The following is a 15,202-nucleotide window of genomic DNA, read 5'->3' as shown; positions in this document are numbered from 1 at the left end:
GCGGGAGCGTGTGCGCGATGTCGGGCGGTACGCAGGTGCAACATCCGTTGGGGGCGCAGATGGAGAAGATGCAGGGCGTTACTGGCGCGGTAGCGACCGGGCCGGATCGGCACGCGGTCGCTTCGTGCCGATCTCGGTGGTCGAGGTTCTGGCTGGTCCTCACGCTGGCGATGCTCGCCGGCTGCGACGGCGGTCCGCCCCCACAGGCGACGGCGCCGCCCCCGCCATCGGTGGTCGCGGTGGCGGCGACGATGCGGCCCATCCGGGAGGAGGCCCAGTTCGTCGGGCGGGTCGCGGCGATCGAGCGGGTCGAACTGCGCGCCCGGGTCGAGGGCTTTCTGCAGGAGCGCTTGTTCACCGAGGGTCAGCCGGTCGCGGTCGGGGATGTGCTGTTCCGGATCGAACCGGACCGGTACGCGGCCGTCGTCGCCCAGCGTGAGGCTGACCTGGAGAAGGCCAAGGCCGACGCCCAGAACGCCGACGCCCAGCTCGCCCGCGCCTTGGAACTCGTCGCGAAAAACAACATCGCCCAGGCCAGGGTCGACGAGCTCGAGGCGGCGGCCCTGGTCGCCAAGGCGAGCGTCGCCCAGGCCGAGGCGGCGCTGGGGGCCGCCCAGCTCGACCTCGACTACACGCGGATCCGTGCCCCGGTGGCTGGTCGGATCGGCCTGTCCGAGTACACGGTCGGCAACCTCGTCGGTCCCTCCTCGGGCGTGCTGGCGACCATCGTCAGCCGCGATCCGATCCACGTCGAGTTCCCGGTGACCCAGCGGGAGCTCCTCGAGGCGCGGCGCGCCATCGCGGCCAAGGGTGGCGATCCGAACCGGATCAGGGTACGGGCCCGCCTGCCCGACGACAGCCTCTACGAGCAGCCGGGGCATCTGGACTTCGTCGACGTCACGACGAATCAGAGCACCGACTCGGTGACGCTGCGCGCCGAGCTGCCGAATCCGAACGGCCTGCTGGTCGATGGTCAGTACGTCGGCATCGTCGTCGAGGCGGCCGAGGCCGAAGAGGCGATCCTGATCCCGCAGTCGGCCCTTCAGGTCGACCAGCAGGGCACCTTCGTCCTGGTCGTCGATGCCGACGGCAAGGCCCAGACCCGCCGTATCGAGACGGGCCCGGACCTCGGTGCCGACACCCTGGTGCGCAGCGGTCTGCGGGAGGGCGAACTGGTCATCACCGAGGGCGTTCAGAAGGTGCGGCCCGGCCAGCCGGTCGCCGTCGCGCCGGCCCGCCAACCGGGCGGGGGGGCGGCGCCATGATCTCGGCCACCTTCATCGACCGCCCGCGGCTCTCCATCGTGATCTCGGTGGTGCTGACGCTGGCGGGCCTCATCGCCATCACCCAGATCCCGGTCGCGCAGTTCCCGGACATCGTCCCGCCGCAGGTGTCGGTGACGACGGCTTATCCCGGGGCGTCGGCGGCCGTCGTCGAGTCGACGGTGGCCCAGCCGCTGGAGTCGAAGGTCAACGGTGTCGACGACATGCTCTACATGAAGTCGAGCAGCGCCAACGACGGCAGCTATTCGTTGACCGTCTCATTCGCCCTCGGCACCGATCCGGACCTGAACACGGTCAACGTCCAGAACCGCGTCAATCAGGCCCTTGCGCAGCTGCCCGAGGAGGTCAAGCGCACCGGGGTGACGGTGCAGAAGCAGTCGAGCGCCCTGTTGCAGGTGATCGCGCTGACCTCGCCGGGGGGCTCCTACGACGCGCTGTTCCTCAGCAACTACGCGACGATCAACGTCACCGATACGCTCGCGCGTGTGGACGGCGTCGGCAAGGCCGCGCTCTTCGCCCCGCGCGATTACAGCATGCGGGTCTGGCTGTCGTCGGATCGGCTGACCTCGCTCGGACTGACGCCATCGGACGTGATCGCCGCGATCCAGAGCCAGAACGTCCAGGCCGCCGTCGGGCGCATCGGCGCCCAGCCGATGACGGCCGATCAGCAGTTCCAGATCACGTTGCAGACCAAGGGGCGGCTGAGCGACGTGGCCGAGTTCGAGCGGATCGTCGTGCGCGCCAACCCGGACGGCTCGACGGTGCGGGTCAAGGACGTCGGCACCGTCGAGCTGGCCGCCAAGTCGGCCGATGCGACCATGCGTCTGAACGGTCTGCCGACCGCGGCGATCGGCATCTACCAGGCCCCGGGGGCGAACGCGGTGGCGGTCGCCGCGGCCGTCGAGGCGGCGATGGACGAGCTGGCCGAGCGCTTCCCGGACGATCTCCAGTACGGCGTGATGTACGACACGACCGACTTCGTCAACGCCAGCATCGAGAAGGTCATCCACACCCTCTTCGAGGCCTTCGTCCTCGTGATCCTGGTCGTCTTCCTGTTCCTCGGCAGTTGGCGGGCGACGCTGATCCCGCTGATCGCAGTGCCGGTCGCCCTGGTTGGGACCTTCGCCTTCCTGCTCGCGATCGGCTTCTCGGCCAACACCATCTCGCTGCTCGCGGTGGTCCTGGCGATCGGTATCGTCGTCGACGACGCGATCATCGTCGTCGAGAATGTCGAGCGGATCATGGAGGAGGAGGGCCTGGGGCCGCGCGAGGCGGCCAAGAAGGCGATGGAGCAGATCAGCGGGCCGATCATCGCGATCTCGCTGGTGCTGCTGTCGGTGTTCCTGCCGGTCGCCTTCATACCCGGCATCACCGGCCAGTTGTTCCAGCAGTTCGCCGCCGTCGTCGCCTTCTCGATGCTGATCTCGGCGATCAATGCGTTGACCCTGTCGCCGGCCCTTTGCGCGATCCTCCTCAAGCCGACGTCGCATCGACGCGGGCCGCTGGCGGCGATCATGCGCGGCATCGATGGGGTGCGCGACGGCTACGCCTTCGTCGTCGCCCGGCTGGTGCGGGTCTCGCTGCTGGTGCTCGTGCTGATCGCGGTCACCGGGCTCGCGACCGGCTGGCTGTTCAAGGTGACGCCGACCGGCTTCTTGCCGGAGGAGGATCAGGGGGCCTTCATGGCCGAGGTCCAACTGCCGCAGGGCGCCTCGCTGACCCGCACGCTCGAGGTGATCGAGCAGGTCGAGCAGATCGTCCTGGCCGACCCGGCGGTCGAGCAGGTCCTCACCGTGCCCGGCTACAGCCTCCTCGACGGCGCCGTCGAGTCGAACGCCGCGCTGCTGATCGGGCGGCTCAAACCGTTCGAGGAGCGCGAGACGCCGGATCTCAAGGTCCAGGCGGTCATCGCGCGGATCGCGGCGCAGACCGCGGGGATCCCCTCATCGCTGGTCATGCCGTTCAATCTGCCGCCGATCATGGGCCTGGGCACGGGTGGTGGCTTCGAGTACCAGCTCCAGGACCTGCAGGGGCGCGAGCCGCAGGAGCTCGCGGCCGTCATGCGCAGCCTGATCCTGGCGGCCAATCAGGAGCCGGGGTTGCAACGGGTCTTCTCGACCTGGGCGACCAACAATCCCCAGGTCTTCCTCGAGATCGACCGCGAGAAGGCCCAGACCCTGGGGGTGCAGATCCGCGATGTCTTCACCGCCCTGCAGGCCACGCTCGGCGGCTACTACGTCAACGACTTCAACAAGTTCGGCCGAACCTGGCAGGTCCAGCTCCAGGGCCGCGAGGGCGATCGCGCGCGCTTCGCCGACGTCTACCGCATCCATGTGCGCAACGACCAGGGCGAGATGGTCCCGATCCGCGCCTTCATGACCCCGCAGCTGATCCTCGGACCCCAGCTCATCGCGCGCTACAACAACTATCGCAGCGTGACCGTCCAGGGTGCGCCGGCCCCGGGCTACAGCTCCGGCGATGCGCTGGCCGCGATGGCGGCAGTGAGCGAGCAGACCCTGCCGGCCGGCTACGGCTACGAATGGACCGGCACCGCGTTGCAGGAAAAGGAGGCCGGCGGCAAGACGCCGATCGTCCTGGGCCTGGCCGCGCTGTTCGCGTATCTCTTCCTCGTCGCCCTCTACGAGAGCTGGTCGATGCCGGTCGCGGTGCTGCTGTCGGTCACGGTCGGCCTCCTCGGGGCCATGCTGGCCCTCTGGGTGGCGGGACTGCCGAACGACCTCTATGCCCAGGTCGGCATCGTCGTCCTGATCGGGCTGGCCAGCAAGAACGCGATCCTGATCGTCGAGTTCGCGATGGAGGAGCGCAGCAAGGGGCTAGCGATCCGGCAGGCGGCGATCGAGGGGGCGCGGATGCGGATCCGGGCGGTCCTGATGACGAGCTTCGCCTTCATCCTCGGCCTGGTGCCGCTGATCATCGCGAGCGGTGCCGGCGAGGCGAGCCAGCGTGGCGTCGGCACCGCGGTCTTCGGCGGCATGCTGGCCGCCTCTCTCGTCGGCGTCTTCCTGATCCCGATGCTCTACGTGGTCTTCCAGCAGTTGCGCGAGCGGATCCACGGCGGCGCGGCCCGCCGCGGCGGGCCGCAGGCCGCGGCTTGATGGTGGCGGGAGCCTCGTCCATCGCGGCCGGGATGCCGATTGCCGATTGCCGGCCCGTGGCCATGGGAGATCGGGCGTCGTCCGGTCAGACCTCGGTCGTCTCGATGCGGTGGCGGCCGCTGCGTTTGGCGGCGTAGAGGGAGCGGTCGGCGGCCTCGACGATCGCGCGGCTCGTGGCCGTGGCACGCTCGGGTGCCACGGTCGCGATGCCCATGCTGACGGTCACGTGGGGGGCGCTCGGGGCCGTCGGGTGTTCGATGGCCAAGGCATCGACGACCCGGTTGAGTTGTTCGGCGATGTGCCGCGCCTGCGCCGCGTCCGTGTAGGGCAGGAGGATCATGAATTCCTCGCCGCCGTAGCGGGCGATGAAGTCGCCCGAGCGATTCAGCGCCTCCGACAGGGCCTTGGCCAGGCGGCGCAGGCAGTCGTCGCCGGCACCGTGGCCATAGGTGTCATTGAAGAGCTTGAAGTGATCGACATCCAAATAGATCAGTGACAGCGGGCGTTGCGAACGGCCGGCGCGGTTGAGTTCGTCGTCGAGGACCTGGTCGAAGCGGCGCCGATTGGCGATCTCGGTCAGGGCGTCGAGGAAGGCGTAGGATTCCAGCAGTTCGTACTTGCGTTTGAGCTCCAGATGGAGCTTGACCCGCGCCTTCACGACCGGCGGGTGGAACGGTTTGGTGATGTAGTCGACGGCGCCGGCGGCGAAGCCACGTGCGGCATCCATGACCTCGGAGACGGCCGTGACGAAGACCACCGGGGTGTTCCGGGTCGCCTCGTCGCCCTTGAGCGCCGCGCAGACCTGGTAGCCGTCCATCTCCGGCATCAGGATGTCGAGCAGGATGATGTCCGGCGGGCTCTCGGCGCGGGCGAGCTTCAGGGCGCGTTCGGGCCGGGTTGCCGCACTGACCCTGTATTCGTCGCGGAACATCTCCATCAGCAGGTCGATGTTCTCCTTGTTGTCGTCGACGATCAGGATCTTGGGTCTTTGGTCCCGGTCAGTCATGGCGTGCCAGCTCCTCCAGCATGGCCTTCAGGGTCGCGATGGCGGCATCGATGTCGAAGTCGTCGATCTGCGCGATGAGCGCCCGCAGCGGCGCGCTGCCGAGGTGGGCGGCGAGGGGCGGACGCAGGGCCTGCAGCGCGGTGCGCGCCGCGTCGAGATCGTCGTCGAGCTGTTCGATCAGCCTGGCGAGGGACTCGCGCAGTTCCGCCTTGGTTGGGGCTGCGGTGCCAGCCGGGGTCGTTGGCGCCTCCGGCGCCTCGTCGGCAGGCAGGTCGGCGAGGCCCCGCTGGACCTCGGCGAGCGCGGTGGCGAAGTCGCGCCAGGCGCTTGCGTCGGGGCGCCAGGCACCGTCGCCGATGAGGTGCTCGGCCGCGGCGGCCCGCTCATAGAGGCGGGTGGCCCCGAGATTGCCGGCGATGCCCTTGATCGAGTGTACCGCCCGGCGGGCCTCCTCGATCTGCCCCTGGGCCAGGTGCGCCTCGACTCGCTCGACGACGTCGGCCCAGGTGCGCTGGAAGCCGCGCAGCATCTTGAGGTACAGGGCCGTATTGCGGTTGGCCCGGGCGAGGCCGTCGTTGACGTCGATGCCGGGGAGCCTGAGCCCCGCGAGCCGCTCGGCGTCCGGCACGCCGGCCGTGGCGCCGGGCCCAGGCCCCGGCGCGGCGGAGCCGGTGGTCGCAGTGTCGGTCGGCGCCTGGTCCGCGGGCGCGATCCAGCGGCCGAGCGCCGCGAAGAGGCGTGCCGGATCGATCGGCTTGGGGACATAATCGTTCATGCCGGCGGCCAGACAGCGCTCCAGATCGCCCTTCAGCGCGTGGGCGGTCATCGCGATGATCGGCAGGGTCTCCAAACCCGGCGTGGCCCGCATCTGTCGCGTCGCCTCCAGGCCGTCCATGACGGGCATCTGGATGTCCATCAGCACGGCGTCGTGGCGGGTCGGATCGACCCGTGCCAGGGCCTCGGCACCGTTTTCGGCGATGTCGACCGAGAGGCCGAGCGAGGCCAGCCACTCGGTCGCCACGAGCCGGTTGAGATCGATGTCCTCGACGAGCAAGATGCGCCGGCCGGTGAGCTCGGGTCGAGCCTCCGGCGCGGATGCGGCCTGTGCGGCGGCCCCGGTCATCTGGTGGCCGAACAGGCCGAGGATGGTGTCGAAGAGGAAGGATTGGTTGATCGGCTTGTGCAGGAAGGCGTCGAGCAGGGTCCGCTCGGCGCGTTGCATCAGGTCTTCGCGGGCGTAGGCCGAGACCATGCAGACCAGCGGCACGCGGGCAAGATCGAGATCGGTGCGGATGCGCCGCGCCGTCTCCAGCCCATTGAGACCGGGCATCTTCCAGTCGAGCAGCACCAGATCGAAGGTCCGCGTCGGGTCGGCGAGGATGGCCAGCGCCTCCTCGCCGGAGGCCGCCGCCGTGGCCTCCATCTGGAAGGACTCGATCTGGCTGACGAGGATCTCGCGGGCGGTGGCATTGTCGTCGACGATCAGTACCGCGAGGCCACGCAGGTCGCGTGGCGTGACCGGCTGGACGGCGCCACGCTCGGTCTGGCGGCGCAGCAGGACGCGGGCCGTAAAGGTGCTGCCGGCGCCGGGTCGGCTCTCGACCCGCAGTTCGCCGCCCATCTGCTCGGCGAGCTGACGCGAGATGGGCAGCCCAAGCCCGGTGCCGCCGTGGTGGCGGGTGATCGAGTCGTCGGCCTGGGTGAAGGGCTCGAAGATGGCGTCCAGACGATCCTCGGGGATGCCGGTGCCCGTGTCTTGGACCTGGAAGCGGACCATGATCCGGTCGTCGCCGCAGGCCGTCGGCGCCTCCTCGAGCGCAACGCTCACGACGACCTCGCCGTGCGCGGTGAACTTGATGGCGTTGCTGGTCAGGTTGAGCAGAATCTGGCCGAGCCGCACCGGATCGCCGACCAGGGCCCGCGGCACCTGCGGGTCGATCGAGACGATGAGCTCGATGTCGCGTTCGTGGGCGCGGTAGGCGAGCATCTCGGTCAGGTTCGCCATGACCTCCTCGAGCGAAAACGGGGTGTCTTCGAGTTCGAGGCGGCCGGATTCGATCTTCGAGAGGTCGAGGATGTCGTTGATGACCGCGAGCAGCGACGCCGATGAGGTCTTGATCTTGGTCAGGTAGTCGCGCTGGCGTTCGTCGAGATCGGTGCGCAGCAAGAGGTCCGTCAGCCCCATGATCGCGTTCATCGGGGTGCGGATCTCGTGACTCATGTTGGCGAGGAAGCTGCTCTTCGCCTCATTGGCGGCACGCGCCGTGGCGCTCTCGCGCTCGGCCTGTTGGCGGCGGTGACGATCCGTCGCGTCGAGCAGCATTCCCTCGAGGATCGGTCGGCCGTCACGGTCGGTGGTGCGGTGCAGCGCGAGCTCGGCCCAGAAGCTGGTGCCGTCGCGGCGCCGCAGCTGGGTCTCGAAACCGTCGACGCGCCCGCGGGCGCGCAGTTCGGCGAGCATCGTCTCGCGGTCCCGCGGGTCGACGTAGACCTGCGCGCCGAGGTCCTCGATCTCGGCCTGCATTTGCGCGAGTTCATGAAAGCCGAGCAGCCCGAGCAGGGCCTGGTTGGCGCTCACCACCTCGCCGGCGGGTGTCGTCTGGAAGATCCCCTCGCTGGCGTTGTCGAAGATCGCCTGGTACTTGGCGGCGACCGCCTCGATCTCGCGGCGGCTCGCCGCCAGGTTGGCGGCCATGCGGTCGAACGACTCGCCGAGGGTACCGATCTCGTCGCGGCGGGCCAGGGCCAACCGCACGTCCAGATCCCCTTCGGCAATCCGCAAGGCCCCCTCGTTGAGCTGCGCGATGGGTCGCGCGATCGTGCGTCCGATGAGCCAGCCGAGCGGGAGGATCAGGGCCAGGGTCGCGACGAGCACGGCACCGGCAATCAGCAGGACCCTGTGTTCGTAGGCCTGCACGGTGGCGGCCGAGATATCGATGCCGAGGACGCCGACCAGGGTCCCGTCGGTGGCCCGCAGCGGCGCGTAGCCGGAGAGCCAGTGGCCCCAGCGATCGGTGTAGATCTCCTCCTCGACGATGGGGCCGGCCATCCTGTCGAACTGGCTGCGCAGGAGCGGACTGGCCTCGTCGTAGCGGCCGCCGAGCGGGGCTGTCTCGGCTGGGTCCTCCTCGGCGTCGACGACGAACCGGATGGACCCATCCGGGGCCTGTCGCATCGTATACACGAAGTAGAGATCCGAGGCGTTGTCGCGGATGCGCTGGAGCTCGCGCTGCATCTGCCGATAGGCGGCGGAGTCCATGCCGGCCTCCGGTGTGATGCGCGCGTGCAGGTCGCCGTCCAGCGTGGCCGCGGCGACCCCGGCGACGTCCTGTAGCCGCTGGCGCAGATCGGCGATCGCCTGATCGCGGGCGATCTCGAAGAGCACGAGGGAGAGGAGTCCGGCGACGACGGAGGTCACGCCGAAGAAGATCAGCGTGAGCTTGGTCTGCAAGCGAAACGGGCGACGCGTCAAGGTGGCTCGCGGGATACGTTCGGTGTTCAAGTCTGTGATGCGACTATACCGAATCCGGCCGCGGCTGTCGTCGAAGTCGCCCGACGGCGGTCACGTCGGATGGGCCGGGTCGTCGGCGAGTCCCAGGGCCGCCAGATAGCGGCGGGCGGCGATCGCCTGGTCGTATTCGGCGACGGCAGTCCGCAAGGTCGCCGCGGGCAGCGGCGCCGCTAGCGTCGCCGCCATCGCCTCGGCCAGCGCCGCGGCGTCGCCGACCGGTACCAACGCGCCGAAGCGGCCCTGATCGAGCAGTTCGGCCGGCCCGCTCGGGCAGTCGGTCGACACCACCGGCGTGCCGAGCGCCATGGCCTCGGTGAGGACGTTCGGCGAGCCCTCCCAGGCCGAGGACAGGACGAACAGCCGGGCGCGCGCCATGAAGGGATAGGGATTGGCCTGAAAGCCGGGCAGGTCCAGGTCGGCGGCGATGCCCAGTGCGCCGGCCAGGGCCTCGAGGGCCGGGCGGTCCTGCCCCTCGCCGAGGATGATCAGTCGGCAGGGCCGTTGGGCACGCACCCGTGCGAAGGCGCGCAACAGGGTCGGAAAGTCCTTCTGGCGGGCCAACCGCCCGGCCCCGACGACGACCGGCGGCCCGCCCGGCTCCAGCCAGGGATGGGGGCAGGGGGCCGCCGCCTGGGCCGGGAGGTCCGGCGTGATGACCGGGTTTCGGATGACGGTGATCCGCGCGCGCGGCAGGCCGGCGATGGCGGCCGTGTCGGCGGCGACCCCCTCGGAGACGGCGACGATCCGCTCGAGGTGCGGATAGAGCCGCCGGATCGGCGCATAGCGCAGCGCGCGCTGGAGGGCGGACTTGCCGGCCATCGCCGTGGACAGGTGGGTGCCGAGGCGCAGGACGATCGGCGTCTCGGTGCCGGCGATCGCCCGGGCAAGGACAGCGGCGCGTCCGGCCCGGTCCTTAGCGGCGAGCAAGGCCGCCGGCCGCTCGCGGCGCAGGTAGGCGGCCAGGGCCGGGACGGCGAGGAGCGCATGGCCGCTGCCCATCGGCAGGCAGCGCACGGACGTTGGCAGGCGCTCGAGGTGGGGGCTCTGCCGGCGGATCGGCAGCAGGTCGACCGCGCGGCCGAGGTCGACGAGGCCACGGACCAGGTTGACGATCATCCGCTCGACCCCGCCATGGCCGGAGAAGGAGACGAAGACGGCGATCTGGCCGGGGTGGTCGGTCATTGGGGCGGTCTTCCGGGGGCGGCGGCGAAGGCCGCCATTTTACCCGAGGTCGCCGCCCTGGCGGCCTCGGCCCCAGTCGGTGTGGAAGGCTTCGCCGCGCGGGCGATCGGTGCGCTCGTAGGTATGGGCGCCGAAGTGGTCGCGCTGCGCCTGGATCAGGTTGGCAGACAGGTCGGCGCGGCGGTAACCGTCGTAGAAGGCCAGTGCCGAGGTCAGTGCCGGAACGGGGAGGCCGAGGCCGACCGCCATCGCCACCGTCTTGCGCCATCTCGGCAGGGTGCGGGCCAGTTCGTCGCGGAAGAACTCCTGTTGGAGCAGTGATTCGGGCTCCGGGGTCTCGTCGTAGGCGGCCTTGATGTCGTCGAGGAACCGGCTGCGGATGATGCAGCCACCGCGCCACATGAGCGCGATGCCCCCGAGGTCGAGCTGCCAGCCGTAATTGTTGGCCGCCTCGCGCAGGAGCAGGAAGCCTTGAGCGTACGAGCAGATCTTGGCCGCATAGAGGGCGTCATGGATCCGCTCGATGAACCTCTGCGGCTCGATGCCGAAGGTGAGCGGCCCGGCGGGCAGACAGGTGCTGGCCCGTATCCGCTCGTCCTTCATGGCCGAGAGGCTGCGGGCGAACACCGCCTCGCCGATCAGGGGTGCCGGCACACCCAGCTCTAGCGCCTCGATCGCGGTCCAGGATCCGGTCCCCTTCTGGTCGGCCCGATCGAGGACCTTGTCGATCAGCGGGGCGCCGTCGTCGTCGCGCACCGCGAGGATCTGGGCGGTGATTTCGATCAGATAGGAGCTCAACACCCCCTTGTCCCAGTCGGCGAAGACGGCCTGGACCTCGTCGACGGTCAGGCCGAGCCCGGCGCGCAGCAGCAGGTAGGCCTCGGCGATGAGCTGCATGTCGCCGTATTCGATGCCGTTGTGGACCATCTTCACATAGTGGCCGGCGCCGCCCTCGCCGATCCAGTCGCAGCAGGGTACGCCATCGACCCGGGCGGCGATGCCCTGGAACAGCTCTCGAATCAGCGGCCAGGCCAGCGGATCGCCGCCGGGCATGATCGACGGGCCGTGACGGGCGCCGTCCTCGCCGCCGGAGATGCCGGCGCCGACGTAATGGATGCCCCGGGCGGCGAGCGCGCGGGTGCGCCGCTCGGTGTCGCGGAAGTGGGAGTTGCCGCCGTCGATGAGGCAGTCGCCGGCGTCGAGGAGCGGGGTGATCTCGCCGATCAGGTCGTCGACCGCCGACCCGGCGCGCACCATCATCAGGATGCGCCGTGGGCGTGCGAGGGTCGCGACGAGGTGCGGCAGCGCGTGGTGGCCGACGATGCGCGTGCCGGCGGCCGGGCCGGCCAGGAAGGCATCGACCTTTGCCGTGGTACGGTTGAAGACCGCGACCCGGAAACCGTGGTCGTTCATGTTGAGCGCCAGGCTCTGGCCCATCACGGCCAGGCCGACGACCCCGATGTCAGCGTCGGGCATCGCTGTTCTCCGCAGCGGTTGAAGGGGGGTTCAGTCATCGATTATAGGGGCTCTGCGTCCCGCCCGTGTCGGAAATACTTGGCAAATCGGCAGGTTTTCGGCCAGAATTCGGGCTATGCCGTCTTCGGGGCGCCGACATCGAGTGGGGCGCCACACGACGAACCGGTCTAGGGCGGCATCCTGCCGAACGTCCTCAGGAACAATGACGGGGAACCGATGCGATTGGGAACGAGAGCGACCTACTCGATGGTGCTTGGGGTGCTGATCGCGGCCTTGCTGCCCGCCGCCGTCGGTGCCATCGAACGCCTGCCGACCTTCGATGAGATCTATCAATCCCGCCATGCCGACGACCTGACCGCCTGGGGCCGGCGCTACGAGCGCGGCGTCGGCGTCGCCCAGGATGCGAAGAAGGCCACCATGCTCTACTGCAAGGCCGCCGCCAAGGGTGATCGCGAGGCCAAATTCTACCTCGGCCAACTGCTCGCCTTCGGACGCGGCATCGAACGGGACAAGGACCTCGCCGCCGCCTGGCTACACGCCGCCGCGGCAGCCGGCGACGAACGCTCGCGCAGCATGTTGATGGTGCTCGACGTCGGGGATGCGCCAACGCGCGCGGCTGTCTGTCCGCTGGACGCCGGCGGCCGTGTCACGCGCATCGCCAGCCGCCCGCATCCGGCGCGCGGGGCGATCGCCGACCTGGTGCGCCGCCTCGCCCCTAACTATGGCCTGGACCCCGACCTGGTCCTGGCCGTCATCGAGACCGAGTCGAACTTCAACCCGAGCGCCCGGTCGCCGAAGAATGCCCAGGGACTGATGCAGCTGATCCCGGCGACCGCGGCCCGCTTCGGCGTCGAAGATACCTGGGATCCGGAGCAGAACATCCGCGGCGGAATGGCCTACCTGAGCTGGCTGCTAAAGCACTTCGACGGCGACGTCGAATTGGCGCTGGCCGGTTACAACGCCGGCGAGGGAGCGGTCGAACGTCACGGCGGAGTCCCACCCTACCGCGAGACACGCAATTACGTGAGTCGCATCATCGCGCGGATCAACTGATCGCGTCGGCGGGCTTAGGCTCGGACCCGGATAGGCCGCGGCTCGCACCGGCGGGCCGAGCGCCGCGTACCGATACCCACGCCGCGCGGGCAGATGGACCGGAATTCGCTATGCCTGCCATGATCTCCATCCGTCCCCGGGCGATCTGGATGGCGCTGGCCGCGGCCAGCGCCACGGCCGTCGCCGTGAGCTTCTTCCTCACCGAGTGGCGCCTGCTCGAGGCCTGCCACCTCTGCATCTTTCAGCGCCTGCTCTTCATGCTGCTGGTCGTGCTGAGCGTCGTCGCGGCCCTTGCCGCCACGCACCTCCTCGGGCGGCTCGTCGGGGTCATGGCGGCGGCCGTCGCCGCCTTGGGGATCGGTATCGCCGCCTACCAGAGCCGGCTGCAACGTCAGGCCGTCGATAGCCTGTTCTCTTGTACCGGCGAGGAGCTGGGTCCGCTCGAACGTCTCGTCGAATGGCTCGGCGGTCACTGGCCGGCCCTGTTCATGCCGTCGGGCTTCTGCGAGGATCCGGGGGCGGTCTTCTTCGGCCTGAGTCTGGCCAACTGGACCCTGATCGTCTTCGCACTCTGTCTGGTTGCCGCCGCCTGGGCCCTGTGGTTGGGGTGGCGCAGGCCGGTCTGAACCGCGGCTGGCCGGCTCAGTCGCGGTAGCGGCGTAGCAGGTCGGCGTAGGCGTCGATACGCCGATCGCGCAGGAAGGGCCAGAGGCGGCGCACGGTCTCGGTGCGGTCGCGGTCGATCCGCGCGACGAGCAAGTGCTCTCTGTCGCCGGGGGCCTGTGCGACCAGCTCGCCCTGGGGGCCGCAGACGAAGGAGCGGCCCCAGAACAGGGCGCCGGGCGTCGCGCCGCTCGGGTCGGGCTCGAGGCCGACCCGGTTGCACACGGCGACCGGCAGCCCGTTGGCGATCGCGTGGCCGCGCTGGATGCCGATCCAGGCCTCCAGTTGGCGGGCCTGTTCGTCGGGGGTGTCCTGCGGGTCCCAGCCGATCGCGGTCGGGTAGAGGAGCAGTTCGGCCCCGGCGAGGGCCATCAGGCGTGCCGCCTCGGGGTACCACTGGTCCCAGCAGACGAGGACGCCGAGGCGCCCGACGGCGGTGTCGATCGGCTCGAAGCCGAGGTCGCCGGGCGTGAAGTAGAACTTTTCGTAGTAGCCCGGATCGTCCGGGATGTGCATCTTGCGATAGGTGCCGGCCAGCCGACCGTCGCTGTCGAGCACCACGGCGGTGTTGTGGTAGAGCCCCGGGGCCCGGCGCTCGAACAGCGAGCCCACGATGACGACCCCGAGTTCGGCGGCCAGCGCCCCGAGCCTTGCCGTGCTGGGGCCGGGGATCGGCTCGGCCAGGTCGAAGCAGGCCGGATCCTCGCGCTGGCAGAAATAGGCGCCGTTGTGCAGTTCTTGGAGCAGAACCAGACCGGCGCCGCGCGCGGCACCCTCGCGGATGGCCGTCTCGCAGGCGGCCAGGTTCGCGGCCGGGTTGCCCTGGTCGGATTGCTGTACGAGGGCGATGCTCAGCGGGGCGCGTGCCATGGTCGATGCCTCTGGGTCGGGGCGACGAGGACGGGGCGGCATTGTAGCGGGCGGCATGCGTCGGTGGGAATCGCACGCACCGCCTCCCCCGGCCGGATCGCAAGGCAGGCACCTTCTGCGGATGTCTCCGGCCTGACTTGCCTTGGCGGGCGGTGGCGGCGATGATACTGGCCATTTGCCGTTCACACCCTGCGCGGCGCTCGGTTCTGCCGGCCGGCATGGTGTGTTCGTCTGTCTTGCACGGGGAGTCCTCGCATGAGCGGTCTGCTCAGGAATCTGTTTTGGTGGGTGCCCTTCGGTACGGTGCCCGAGTTGGCGCCGCAGGCGCTGCGCGCCGAGTTGGCCGGTGCCGAGCCGCCCTTCTTGCTGGATGTGCGCACCCCGGCCGAGTGGCGACAGGACCGCATCGACGGGGCCGTGAACGTGCCCGTGACCGAACTCAAGGGGCGTCTGCCGTCGCTCGGGCTGGATCCGCGGCGACCGATCGTCGCTATCTGCCGTTCGGCCCACCGCAGCATCGGTGCCGTGCGGCTGCTGGAACTGAACGGCTTCACGGCGGTGCGTCAGCTCGAGGGGGGCATGCTGGCCTGGCAGCAGGCCGGGTTGCCGGTGGCGCGGGGGGGTTAGTCGCCCGCCCGCGCAGGGCAGGGCGAACCAAGGGCGTCGCCTTCGGGCGGCGACAGGTATGGTCGATGCACTATCGAGTCTTTTACTACTTCGCCCGCTCCCAGGAGGTGATCTCCTCGGCGAGCGCCGTCGAGATGAGCGCCCGCGCGATCCGTGAGCGGTTGGTGCCGCGCCTGCAATCGGAGGATGACTATCTCGGCATCCTCGATGCGGAGGACCAGGTCCTCCAGATCCTCCGGGAGCCCGGGGGAGAGCGCTATTGGGTCGAGATCCCGCTCGATGCGGCCAAGGCCTCCTACGGGCGTCATATGTCGCTCGGCGAGTTGAACGAGCTGCTCGCGGCCCTGCCGGGGCGCTTCGAGCAGGACCAGATTCCGGGGTTGAGCTACCGACCCTGGTGACGGGTGCCCCGCGG

At 69.7% G+C, this 15,202-nt stretch carries 11 protein-coding genes; 6 read left to right on the top strand and 5 right to left on the bottom strand.

The window, feature by feature from the left end:
- Window positions 1-59: 59 nt before the first annotated feature.
- A complete protein-coding gene (locus CKO41_RS00500) occupies window positions 60-1,265 on the top strand; it encodes an efflux RND transporter periplasmic adaptor subunit (RefSeq protein ID WP_420826415.1) in 1,206 nt (401 codons plus the stop codon).
- Window positions 1,262-4,399: an efflux RND transporter permease subunit gene (locus tag CKO41_RS00495; protein ID WP_200380940.1), complete on the top strand. Its 3,138-nt coding sequence runs from the start codon at window positions 1,262-1,264 to the stop codon at window positions 4,397-4,399. The genes CKO41_RS00500 and CKO41_RS00495 overlap by 4 nt, the downstream gene beginning before the upstream one ends.
- A gap of 85 nt (window positions 4,400-4,484) precedes the next feature.
- Here CKO41_RS00495 and CKO41_RS00490 read toward each other — a convergent pair whose 3' ends face one another.
- The 4 genes from CKO41_RS00490 to gnd all read right to left on the bottom strand — a co-directional run bounded on the left by CKO41_RS00490 (window position 4,485) and on the right by gnd (window position 11,574).
- Complete coding sequence (locus tag CKO41_RS00490) at window positions 4,485-5,405, bottom strand: GGDEF domain-containing response regulator (RefSeq protein ID WP_200380939.1); 921 nt, start codon at window positions 5,403-5,405, stop codon at window positions 4,485-4,487.
- On the bottom strand, window positions 5,398-8,877 hold the full coding sequence (locus tag CKO41_RS00485; RefSeq protein ID WP_207143564.1) for a hybrid sensor histidine kinase/response regulator: 3,480 nt from the start codon (window positions 8,875-8,877) through the stop codon (window positions 5,398-5,400). The genes CKO41_RS00490 and CKO41_RS00485 overlap by 8 nt, the downstream gene beginning before the upstream one ends.
- A 90-nt stretch (window positions 8,878-8,967) precedes the next feature.
- Window positions 8,968-10,098, bottom strand: a complete 1,131-nt coding sequence (locus CKO41_RS00480) for a glycosyltransferase (protein ID WP_200380938.1) — start codon at window positions 10,096-10,098, stop codon at window positions 8,968-8,970.
- Window positions 10,099-10,137: 39 nt separating this feature from the next.
- Window positions 10,138-11,574 (bottom strand): decarboxylating NADP(+)-dependent phosphogluconate dehydrogenase, encoded by a 1,437-nt coding sequence (gnd, locus tag CKO41_RS00475; protein WP_200380937.1) that lies wholly within the window; start codon window positions 11,572-11,574, stop codon window positions 10,138-10,140.
- Between the two features lie 216 nt (window positions 11,575-11,790).
- Between gnd and CKO41_RS00470 the strand changes: the two genes are divergently transcribed.
- Window positions 11,791-12,627 (top strand): transglycosylase SLT domain-containing protein, encoded by an 837-nt coding sequence (locus CKO41_RS00470; protein ID WP_420826414.1) that lies wholly within the window; start codon window positions 11,791-11,793, stop codon window positions 12,625-12,627.
- Between the two features lie 110 nt (window positions 12,628-12,737).
- A complete protein-coding gene (locus CKO41_RS00465; protein WP_338113744.1) occupies window positions 12,738-13,253 on the top strand; it encodes a disulfide bond formation protein B in 516 nt (171 codons plus the stop codon).
- 16 nt (window positions 13,254-13,269) lie between these two features.
- On the opposite strand, the gene CKO41_RS00460 is transcribed toward CKO41_RS00465, so the two are convergent.
- A complete protein-coding gene (locus CKO41_RS00460) occupies window positions 13,270-14,160 on the bottom strand; it encodes a carbon-nitrogen hydrolase (protein WP_200251811.1) in 891 nt (296 codons plus the stop codon).
- Window positions 14,161-14,415: 255 nt separating this feature from the next.
- Here CKO41_RS00460 and CKO41_RS00455 point away from each other — a divergent pair, with 255 nt between their 5' ends.
- Both CKO41_RS00455 and CKO41_RS00450 read left to right on the top strand, forming a co-directional pair.
- The gene (locus tag CKO41_RS00455; protein WP_200251809.1) at window positions 14,416-14,787 is read left to right on the top strand and encodes a rhodanese-like domain-containing protein; all 372 of its coding nucleotides are present in this window, start codon (window positions 14,416-14,418) and stop codon (window positions 14,785-14,787) included.
- Between the two features lie 65 nt (window positions 14,788-14,852).
- Window positions 14,853-15,188: a hypothetical protein gene (locus CKO41_RS00450; protein ID WP_200251806.1), complete on the top strand. Its 336-nt coding sequence runs from the start codon at window positions 14,853-14,855 to the stop codon at window positions 15,186-15,188.
- Window positions 15,189-15,202 lie beyond the last annotated feature (14 nt).

This window comes from Thiococcus pfennigii (genome assembly GCF_016583835.1).
GTDB classification, from domain to species: Bacteria; Pseudomonadota; Gammaproteobacteria; order Chromatiales; family Chromatiaceae; genus Thiococcus; species Thiococcus pfennigii.
This window is presented reverse-complemented; position numbering and strand designations above follow the sequence as displayed.

Excerpts from the sequence above, each read along its gene's own strand:
- CKO41_RS00480 (WP_200380938.1), bottom strand. The coding sequence starts at position 10,098 with ATGACCGACCACCCCGGCCAGATCGCCGTCTTCGTCTCCTTCTCCGGC.
- CKO41_RS00460 (WP_200251811.1), bottom strand. The coding sequence starts at position 14,160 with ATGGCACGCGCCCCGCTGAGCATCGCCCTCGTACAGCAATCCGACCAG.
- CKO41_RS00495 (WP_200380940.1), top strand. The coding sequence starts at position 1,262 with ATGATCTCGGCCACCTTCATCGACCGCCCGCGGCTCTCCATCGTGATC.
- CKO41_RS00490 (WP_200380939.1), bottom strand. The coding sequence starts at position 5,405 with ATGACTGACCGGGACCAAAGACCCAAGATCCTGATCGTCGACGACAAC.
- gnd (WP_200380937.1), bottom strand. The coding sequence starts at position 11,574 with ATGCCCGACGCTGACATCGGGGTCGTCGGCCTGGCCGTGATGGGCCAG.
- CKO41_RS00470 (WP_420826414.1), top strand. The coding sequence starts at position 11,791 with ATGCGATTGGGAACGAGAGCGACCTACTCGATGGTGCTTGGGGTGCTG.
- CKO41_RS00465 (WP_338113744.1), top strand. The coding sequence starts at position 12,738 with ATGCCTGCCATGATCTCCATCCGTCCCCGGGCGATCTGGATGGCGCTG.
- CKO41_RS00455 (WP_200251809.1), top strand. The coding sequence starts at position 14,416 with ATGAGCGGTCTGCTCAGGAATCTGTTTTGGTGGGTGCCCTTCGGTACG.
- CKO41_RS00500 (WP_420826415.1), top strand. The coding sequence starts at position 60 with ATGGAGAAGATGCAGGGCGTTACTGGCGCGGTAGCGACCGGGCCGGAT.
- CKO41_RS00450 (WP_200251806.1), top strand. The coding sequence starts at position 14,853 with ATGCACTATCGAGTCTTTTACTACTTCGCCCGCTCCCAGGAGGTGATC.